Raw genomic sequence first — 8,928 nt, forward strand, 5'->3', positions numbered from 1 at the left:
GTCCTCTCTGGCCATCCCTGCGGGGCTTGGAATCGGCCTGTTGCTCGGGCTCGTCAATGGCGTATTGGTCGCTTTTGGCAAGCTGCCTGCGTTTATAGTCACACTGGGCGGATTGACGGCGATGCGTGGGATCGCACGCCTCATCGGCGAAGACAAAACGGTGTTCAACCCCGACTTGTCATTTGCCTTCATTGGAAACGATACGTTGTTCGGGGTGCCATGGCTGGTTGTCATCGCGCTGGTAGTGGTGACTCTTTCGTGGCTCATTCTTCGTCGGACGGTTTTAGGCGTACAGATTTACGCAGTGGGTGGCAATCCTGAGGCCGCGCGGTTATCGGGAATCAAGGTCTGGAAAGTCCTGCTCTTCGTTTACGCCATATCCGGTTTGCTGGCAGGTGTGGGGGCCATCATGACTTCCGCTCGTTTGATGGCGGCCAACGGTCTGCAAATGGGCCAGTCCTATGAACTCGACGCTATCGCCGCCGTCATCCTGGGTGGCACACGTTTCACCGGCGGCGTCGGCACCATCGTCGGTACGCTGATTGGCGCCCTGATCATCGCGACACTTTCCAACGGTCTGATATTGCTGGGCGTTTCGGATATCTGGCAATACATCATCAAGGGCGTCGTCATCATCGGGGCGGTAGCACTCGATCGTTTTCGGCAGACCGGCGCACGAACCTGAACTCTATAAAACTCCTCTAATACTCCAACAATAAGAGACTGTGCTCATGAAAAAAACAATATTGGCCGCTGCTTGTGCACTCCTGGCATTTAATACCGCTCAAGCGCAAGAATTGAAATCCGTCGGGATAACCGTTGGCTCGCTGGGAAATCCGTATTTCGTAGCGATGGTAAATGGCGCCAAAGCGCAGGCATTGCAGATCAACCCCGCCGCAAAATTCACCTCAGTTTCGGCCGACTACGATCTAAACAAACAGTTCACCCAGATCGATAACTTCATTTCGGCGGGCGTAAACCTGATTCTTGTCAATGCCGTCGACCCTGTAGCGATTGCACCTGCGATTGCCAAAGCCAGAAAGGCCGGCATAGTGGTTGTGGGGGTTGATGTCATGGTGCAGGGTGCCAACGCCACGGTACAGACAGATAACGTTGAAGCCGGCAAGATAGTCTGTCAGTACATTGCCGAGCAGCTTGGTGGCAAGGGTAACGTTATTATCCAGAATGGTACGCAGACTTCAGCAGTCCTGGATCGTGTCAATGGGTGTAAGAGTGTTTTCGCACAGGCACCTGACATTAAGGTACTGTCCGATAATCAGGATGCCAAAGGCTCGCGAGAAGGTGGCTACAGCGTGATGCAAGGCGACCTGACTCGCTTTGCAAAAATCGACGCGGTGTTCGCTATCAATGATCCCCAAGCCATAGGTGCAGACCTGGCAGCAAAACAACTCAAGCGTAAAGGCATCATTATCGCATCGGTGGATGGGGCTCCCGATATAGAGACAGCACTCAAAAGCGATACACAGATCCAGGCTTCTGCCTCTCAGTCCCCTTGGGGCCAGGCACAACAGGCCGTAACGATGGGTAACGACCTGCTGAATGGCAAATCCCTGGAAAGCACAACGGTACTGCTTCAACCCTCACTTGTAACCCGAACTAATGTTATGGAGTACAAAGGCTGGCAAGCTGACCAATGACTCATAGGCGGCTTAGTCGGGTGGCATAGGGGTATCCAGCCACATCTGGAATGCGGGTAATGGCTGCTGCGAGGTACTCGCAGTAGCCGAACAGTCATTGGCCTCTTAGAGGTTTGCTGATCCTGTTGTCATTATGTATCCATGAGTATTGTTCAAGCTTCACGTATCTCGGTATGGGGGGCTGAGCAACGCTTGCTGACGAGAAACCTGGCATGTTTTCCAACGCAAACACAATAGTAAGCATAGAGCTACTTGACTACGTCACGTCTCTGTCTGGTAATCGAATTGTCGTTGCGCTAGCGGGGCCGCCTGGTGCAGGTAAGTCCACCGTCTCTGAGGCCTTGGTAGAGGCCCTTAATAGTATTATGCCGGGGAGTGCAGCGGTCATTCCCGGGGATGGCTTTCACTATGATGACGCGGTTCTTGGATCCTTGAACCTTTTAGACCGCAAGGGCTCCCCCGATACATTCGATGTGGGTGGCTTCAGGAGTCTGCTGCTGCGGCTTCGTGCGAACAACGAACCAACGGTTGCCGTTCCAGTATTCGATCGTAACCTGGAGATATCCCGTGCCGCAGGACGATTGGTTTCCTCTGATGTGAAATATCTCATCGTAGAAGGAAACTACCTTCTATTGAATCTTGCCCCATGGTCGTCCTTAAGGGACTGTTTTGATACCACCATTATGCTGCAGGTTGACCGTAAAACCCTGGAGACGCGACTGCTTGATCGATGGCGATCATTCGGGTTCGATGAGTCTGCTTCCTATGAAAAAGTTCGTTGCAACGACCTTCCGAATGCCGAATTTGTGATTTCGGCCAGCAGTAGAGCTGACTTCACGATCACAGATGAAGAACCCACTTCTTCTCCTTGAGCGAGAGTGTCGCAGCCAGCATGGCTGCCTATCAACAGGCCTATTGACGCTATCAACAACCTGTAGCGAACCTTTAAAGAGCAAACGACTATGTATCTGGTATGTGGCGAAGCGCTGTTCGATTTCTTTAGTGAAAACGACCCCGGAGCTCAAGCTTCAAAAATAAACTACAAGGCCATTGCCGGCGGTTCACCGTTCAACGTCGCCGTCGGGCTGCGGCGGCTGGGTATCGACGTGGCGCTGTTTGCCGGGTTGTCCACCGACTACCTGGGCCGGCGTTTACAGCAAGTATTGCAGGAGGAGGGCGTGCGCCTGGACTACCTTCAGGATTTCGACGCACCGACCACCCTTGCCATGGTCGCCGTTGGTGCCGATGGCTCGCCGCATTACAGCTTTCGCGGTGAAGGCTGCGCTGATCGTCAGCTGTTGCCGGGGCATTTGCCTGAGTTGGGCGCTGAGGTGCGAGGGCTGCATATCGGCTCGTTCTCGTTGGTGGTGCAGCCGATTGCCGATACCCTGCTGGCTCTGGTCTGCCGGGAAAGTGGCAAACGCCTGATCAGCCTTGACCCCAATGTGCGACTCAACCCAGAGCCGAATATCGAATTGTGGCGCGAACGTATCGGCGCTCTGGTCGAACATGCCGATCTGATCAAGGTCAGTGACGAAGACCTGAACCTGCTCTACCCCGAGCGTGATGCGCAGAGCGTGATCGAGGGCTGGCTGGAACACCGCTGCCAACTGGTATTCCTCACCCGTGGCGGTCAGGGAGCGACAGTTTTCAGCCGCCGCCATGGCACTTGGTCGGTGCCGGCCCGTGCCGTGGTGATGGTCGATACCGTGGGCGCCGGCGATACCTTCCAGGCGGCATTGATCGCTTGGCTGACCGAGCAGCAGCTGGATTCGGTAGAGGGCTTGCAACGCTTGGGCCGTGAACAGATCGACGCAATGCTCACCTTTGCCGTCAGCGCCGCTGCCCTGACCTGCGGTAAAACCGGGCCGGACTTACCTTTTCGGCATCAGTTGGATTGATATCTGGTCAGGATTGTTTCGTCGGCACTGCAGTCTACGTGGGTAAGTCGGGCCGACGACGCTTCAAGCTTCCAGTCGCGCTGGCTCCTCTTGAGATAGATACGCCAACAATTGAGCCTCGATTGATCTACCCAGTGGAGTCACCGGGTTCAAATGCGAGCCTGCATTGAAGGTGTTTGAGAGGGCATGTGCGTAACGACTGGACTGTGACTCCAGGCTACCCCTGCTTGAAAAATGGAAAGCAGAACACGGCTTCGCGACCGTCGAGTCCTGGCTGACCCAGTGAATCTGGATTGAGTACAAAAGGGCCAGTGAAGGGCCCTTTTTTTGCTCGGTTTTCAGCCCGTTTGCGCCGTCGGCAATACTCCTGGCGATAGCGAACTTMCCGTGAGCTTAATGATTACCTTACCTTTGGATCGTCCTTGTTCGACATAGCTCAAAGCATCCGCTGTTGACTCGAAAGGGAAGGATCGGTCGACCACCGGTTTGATAATGCCGGACTCGACGAGAGCAGTAATTTCACCCAGTTGAGCACCGCTCGCACGCATGAAAACGAACGCATAGCTGACATCCTTTTTGCGAGCTTTTCTGCGGATACCGCTGCTCAACAAACGCATCACCCAACCCAATCCCCAGAACAGTTTTTGCTCTTCAGCGAATTGCGGCGTCGGCGGCCCCGAGATGGAAATGAGCTGGCCACCAGGCTTCAAAATGCTGAGCGACTTTTCCAGTTCATCCGCGCCCAAGCTGTTCAATACGACATCGTAGTCCTGCAAAACGCTTTCGAAGTTTTGCTTCTTGTAGTCGATGACGACGTCCGCTCCCAGCGCTTTAACCCATTCAACATTGTTTGTGCTGGTGGTTGTCGCAACGAAGGCGCCCAGATGCTTGGCGAGCTGGATGGCGATGGTGCCAACACCGCCGGAACCGGCGTGAATAAAGACCTTCTGCCCTTTTTGCAACCTGGCTGTTTCAACCAACACCTGCCAGGCCGTCAGAGCGACCAGGGGGAGGGAAGCAGCTTCTTCCATGCTGATATTTTCGGGTTTCAACGCGAGTGCATTTTCTTCCACCGCAATAAGCTCGGCGAAAGTGCCTATGCGCTCTTGAGGAGGGCGCGCGTAGACTTCGTCACCTGGCTTGAAGCGCCGCACACCGGATCCAACGCTGACCACGACCCCAGCCAGGTCATTGCCCAATATCAACGGGAATGAGTACGGCAAGATCAGTTTGAATTCGCCTGTACTGATCTTTGAATCAAGCACGTTGACGCTTGTGGCATGCACTTGAACCAGGACGTCATGTGCACCCACCTCAGGTGCGGGCACCTCGGCGAAACGGCCATTATGCTTGCCGTAACGGTCGATTAGAAATGCCTTCATGTTGATTCAACTCTCATAGTTTCAAATGGGAATGGCAGAACACGCTCAGGCATCCAGGAATGCCGTTGCTTTCGCCACGAAGTCGGCATGATGTTGGAAAATTCCGCCATGCCCTGCGTCTTCGTAAATGATCAGTTGTGAATTCGGGATCCGGTTTGCCAAGTCGGTAGAGTTCATCGTGGGCACCATGATGTCGTTGTCACCGTTCGCGATCAGCGTCGGTATCTGTATGCGACCGAGATTTTGTGGGGGTTGTCTGCCCCATGCGTGAATGGCTTTCAACTGCCGCCAAAAAGCGGTTGGTGTTGGATTTTTGTCGCGATCTTTCCTGCGCTCCTTCAGGCGATTCAGAAAATCCTTGGCGGCTCGCCGGCCATTGACCGTAGAGGTGAAGAATAGGTAGGTCTTCGGATCGCGCAACGTCAGCAARCCTTTAAGCATCAATGGCCATGACACTGACCAGAGCTTGTCGATGCCACTACCGCCAGCAGGCCCCGTACCGGTCAGAATCAGTCTGCGCACCAGGTCAGGGGCGCTCAGAGCAATTTCCTGGGCCACGAATCCTCCGAGTGAAAAACCCAGCAGGTCGACCTTTTTAAACCCCAGCGCACGAATCACAGCGATGGCATCGTTTGCCATTTCGCTGACCGTTGCAGGGGCGGTGCCATCCGAGGCGCCGATTCCCCGATAGTCAGTGGCGATGATGCGCCTGGTGCTTGCGAGCCCATCCATGATCCGTGGGTCGAAGTTGTCCAGCACTGCGCCCCAATGGTTAAGCAGAACGAGCGGCAACTCACCCTTGGGGCCGATGTCACGGTAAGCGAACGCTGTTCCTTCGACCTTGATCCATTGGTTCGCTGCATTGACGAACGGCGTGCGCGATCCGGGATGAAGTTTTGTGTCTTGAATATTCATGTTGGCCCCGTGATGCGGGTCGAAAAGCTGCAAGTGAGACTGTGTTGCAGGCGCTTTTAAATCGAGTGCTGCGCACCAGCGCCTGCTGCACGATGATTACGCCTTGGCTTGATAACGCTCGGCGACATCGGATTGCCTGATCTGCGACAGCAAGCCCTGACGTGCACCCTGCAAGGCATCCCAACGCGCGGCGTCCTGCAAGGGTGGAATGGTCACTGGCTCGCGACGATCAAAACCGACCAGCGCCGCATCGACCAGATCACCCACTTCCATGATGTCACTGAGGGTATTGATATCGACGCCCGCTCGCTCCCAGATTTCGGTACGAGTGGCTGCTGGCAAGACGGCTTGCACGTAGACGCCTTTGGGCGTCAGCTCCAGGCTCATACCTTGAGAGAGAAACAGTACAAACGCCTTGGTCGCGCCGTAGACCGTCATCCCGAACTCCGGTGCCAGGCCAACGACCGAGCCTATGTTGATAATCGCTCCGTCCCCGGCTTGTGCCAGCCGTGGGGCGATGGCGCTGGCAAGCCGTACCAGTGCGGTAGTGTTGAGCGTAACCAACTGAGCAACGCTGTCGGTGGATTGTTCGATAAAGCTGCCGGATTGTGCGGCGCCTGCATTGTTCACCAGGATGCCAATACTGGCGTCGTCGCGCAGGCGAGCCTCGACCGTGGTCAAATCGCTGATTTGGGTCAGGTCAGCCTGGAGAACATCAATGGTGATGTTGTGTTTCTCACGCAGCCGGGCTGCAAGAGCATCCAGCCGCCCTTTGTCGCGGGCAACCAGTACGAGGTCGTGCCCGCGCTGTGCAAAGCGCTCGGCATAGGTGGCGCCGATGCCAGTGGAGGCGCCGGTAATGAGAACGGTGGTAGGGATGCTCATGAATTGATCCTCGGTTTCGGATATCGATAGGCGAGTCGTGCGCGGTGTCCGGAGGACGTGCACGGACGTGATTGTTAGCCGTGCCGGGTACTGGACTCAGCAAGGGTTGGGTAGTCGATGTAGCCTTCTGCACCGCCGCCATACAGGGTCGCAGGATCGAATGTCGACAAAGAGGCAGCGGTTTTAAGGCGCTCCACCAAGTCCGGGTTACCGATGAAGGGACGCCCAAAGGCGATCAAGTCAGCCTTGTCATCGTTGAGTTGAGAGGTGGCCAGATTCACGTCGTAGCCATTGTTGGCGATGTAAGTGTTTTTGAAGCGTTGGCGCAAAGAACCAAAGTCGAAGGGCGCAACATCGCGCGGCCCGCCAGTCGCGCCTTCGACCACATGGAGGTACACAATGCCCAAGGCATCGAGTTGGTCGACAATGTAGTCAAACTGGGCCTGCGGTTCGCTGCTGGAGACACCATTGGCTGGCGAAACTGGCGATATACGGATGCCTGTGCGTCCGGCACCGACCTCGGCTACTACCGCCGCCGTCACTTCCAGCAGTAGGCGAGCGCGGTTTTCAATCGAGCCACCGTAGGCATCGGTGCGGATATTGGCACCGTCCTTGACGAACTGATCCAGCAAATAGCCGTTTGCGCCGTGGATCTCTACGCCATCGAATCCCGCAGCGATGGCGTTTGCCGCCGCTTGGCGAAAATCATTAACGATCCCGGGAAGTTCGCTGATATCAAGCGCTCGCGGCTCTGAAACGTCCACGAAGCTATTGTTGACGAACACCTTGGTCGCGGGACGCAGAGCGGAGGGTGCTACCGGAGCGGCACCGTTCTCCTGCAGGTCAACGTGCGATACGCGTCCGACATGCCACAGTTGCAGGAAAATTCGTCCGCCTTTTGCGTGGACAGCATCGGTGACCTTGCGCCAGCCATCAATCTGCGCCTGCGTGTAGATACCGGGCGTGTCCTGGTAGCCCTGTCCCTGCTGCGAGATCTGCGAGGCTTCGGAGATCAACAGGCCTGTAGAGGCTCTCTGGCTGTAATAGGTTGCAGCGAACTCGCTCGGGACGAGGCCTTCTGCCGCACGGTTACGCGTCAGCGGAGCCATCACGATTCTGTTGGAAAGTGTCAGCGAGCCGAGCGTGTACGGCTCAAATAACGTCTTATCGTTCATATCGTTTCCATACTCGTTGATTAATGAAAGGCGACGTGCGCCGTGCCAGGGAAGATTCGCGTTGGCACATTTATGATGTCGATCATACTCAAAGCTGTCAATGCTTTTGATTATGATCGACATCAGAGTATGATGGAGGCATTGCTTTGAGATGCAGAGGCGCAGGAAATGAAGATCACCAAGGCGCAATCACTCGCCAATAGAGCTCACATCGTTGAGACGGCTTCAGAGCTGTTTCGCGAGCGTGGCTACGATGGCGTGGGGGTGGCTGAACTCATGGCAGCAGCCGGATTTACGCAAGGCGGTTTCTACAAGCACTTCGGCTCCAAGGCCGATTTGATGGCTGAAGCGGCAGCGAACAGCCTTTCGCATTCGCTGACCAGTTCCGAAGGTCTCGAGGTTGCTGAGTTCATCGATCTGTATGTGTCGAGGGATCACCGAGACGGCAGGGGCAGTGGTTGCACCATGGCGGCCCTTTGTGGAGACGCTGCGCGTCAATCAGATGAGTTGAAAGCCACCTTTGCCAGCGGGGTAGAAAGCACGCTGGCAGCGCTCGAAGTAAAGTACAAAGCGAGGCAAGAGGCGCCGCAGGATGGGGTACGGGCAAAAATGATCGACATGCTGGCGCATGCAATCGGTGCAGTCATGTTGTCGCGCGCCTGCCCAGATGATTCTTCTCTGGCTGATGAAATACTCGAGGTTTGCCACGCTGAGATAATTGCGTCATTGCCGTTGTCGCCAGTCAGTGAGCCGCAGGGGAACGCATAGATGGACGCTTTCTGGCAGATCTTGAACATTTGGCCGGGCATTGAAGGTGTTGCGAGAGATGTTGTCGTTGAGACAATGGACGGGGATCACCGAACCTTGAAAGAGTGGAAAGCGACATATGGCTCCGACACCGTCGAATCCTGGCTGACCAAGTGAGTTTGGTTTGAGTACAAAAAAGGCCCGATAAGGGCCTCCTTGTATCTCATTCGAGAGAGGCGGGTGTTCTTCTCGGCGCAGAGATCAA

Annotated in this window: 9 protein-coding genes and 1 pseudogene; 6 read left to right on the forward strand and 4 right to left on the reverse strand. The window is 55.4% G+C overall.

The window, feature by feature from the left end; genetic code table 11:
- From AC1DVH_RS21870 to AC1DVH_RS21885, 4 genes are all read left to right on the forward strand, one after another.
- A partial coding sequence (locus tag AC1DVH_RS21870; RefSeq protein ID WP_477755564.1) for an ABC transporter permease subunit occupies positions 1-685 on the forward strand: 685 nt, incomplete at its 5' end.
- A 46-nt stretch (positions 686-731) separates the two neighbouring features.
- A complete protein-coding gene (locus AC1DVH_RS21875; protein ID WP_477755565.1) occupies positions 732-1,658 on the forward strand; it encodes an ABC transporter substrate-binding protein in 927 nt (308 codons plus the stop codon).
- Positions 1,659-1,870: 212 nt separating this feature from the next.
- A complete protein-coding gene (locus tag AC1DVH_RS21880) occupies positions 1,871-2,530 on the forward strand; it encodes a nucleoside/nucleotide kinase family protein (RefSeq protein WP_477755566.1) in 660 nt (219 codons plus the stop codon).
- Between the two features lie 90 nt (positions 2,531-2,620).
- Positions 2,621-3,559 carry a carbohydrate kinase family protein gene (locus AC1DVH_RS21885; protein ID WP_477755567.1) on the forward strand — a complete coding sequence of 313 codons (939 nt, stop codon included), beginning with the start codon at positions 2,621-2,623 and terminating at the stop codon, positions 3,557-3,559.
- Positions 3,560-3,897: 338 nt separating this feature from the next.
- Here the strand turns inward: AC1DVH_RS21885 and AC1DVH_RS21890 are convergent, their stop codons facing one another.
- The 4 genes from AC1DVH_RS21890 to AC1DVH_RS21905 all read right to left on the reverse strand — a co-directional run bounded on the left by AC1DVH_RS21890 (position 3,898) and on the right by AC1DVH_RS21905 (position 7,916).
- On the reverse strand, positions 3,898-4,941 hold the full coding sequence (locus AC1DVH_RS21890; RefSeq protein WP_477755568.1) for an NADP-dependent oxidoreductase: 1,044 nt from the start codon (positions 4,939-4,941) through the stop codon (positions 3,898-3,900).
- A 45-nt stretch (positions 4,942-4,986) separates the two neighbouring features.
- On the reverse strand, positions 4,987-5,856 hold the full coding sequence (locus AC1DVH_RS21895) for an alpha/beta fold hydrolase (RefSeq protein ID WP_477755569.1): 870 nt from the start codon (positions 5,854-5,856) through the stop codon (positions 4,987-4,989).
- Positions 5,857-5,952: 96 nt separating this feature from the next.
- Positions 5,953-6,741, reverse strand: coding sequence for an SDR family NAD(P)-dependent oxidoreductase (locus tag AC1DVH_RS21900; RefSeq protein WP_477755570.1), 789 nt, complete (start codon positions 6,739-6,741; stop codon positions 5,953-5,955).
- A 74-nt stretch (positions 6,742-6,815) separates the two neighbouring features.
- Positions 6,816-7,916 carry an alkene reductase gene (locus tag AC1DVH_RS21905; protein WP_477755571.1) on the reverse strand — a complete coding sequence of 367 codons (1,101 nt, stop codon included), beginning with the start codon at positions 7,914-7,916 and terminating at the stop codon, positions 6,816-6,818.
- Between the two features lie 168 nt (positions 7,917-8,084).
- Here AC1DVH_RS21905 and AC1DVH_RS21910 point away from each other — a divergent pair, with 168 nt between their 5' ends.
- Both AC1DVH_RS21910 and AC1DVH_RS21915 read left to right on the forward strand, forming a co-directional pair.
- On the forward strand, positions 8,085-8,684 hold the full coding sequence (locus tag AC1DVH_RS21910) for a TetR/AcrR family transcriptional regulator (RefSeq protein WP_477755572.1): 600 nt from the start codon (positions 8,085-8,087) through the stop codon (positions 8,682-8,684).
- 63 nt (positions 8,685-8,747) lie between these two features.
- Positions 8,748-8,840 (forward strand): annotated as a pseudogene (locus AC1DVH_RS21915) (transcriptional regulator); the annotation flags it as partial.
- Positions 8,841-8,928 lie beyond the last annotated feature (88 nt).

The organism is Pseudomonas sp. P4_C3, from assembly GCF_056402075.1.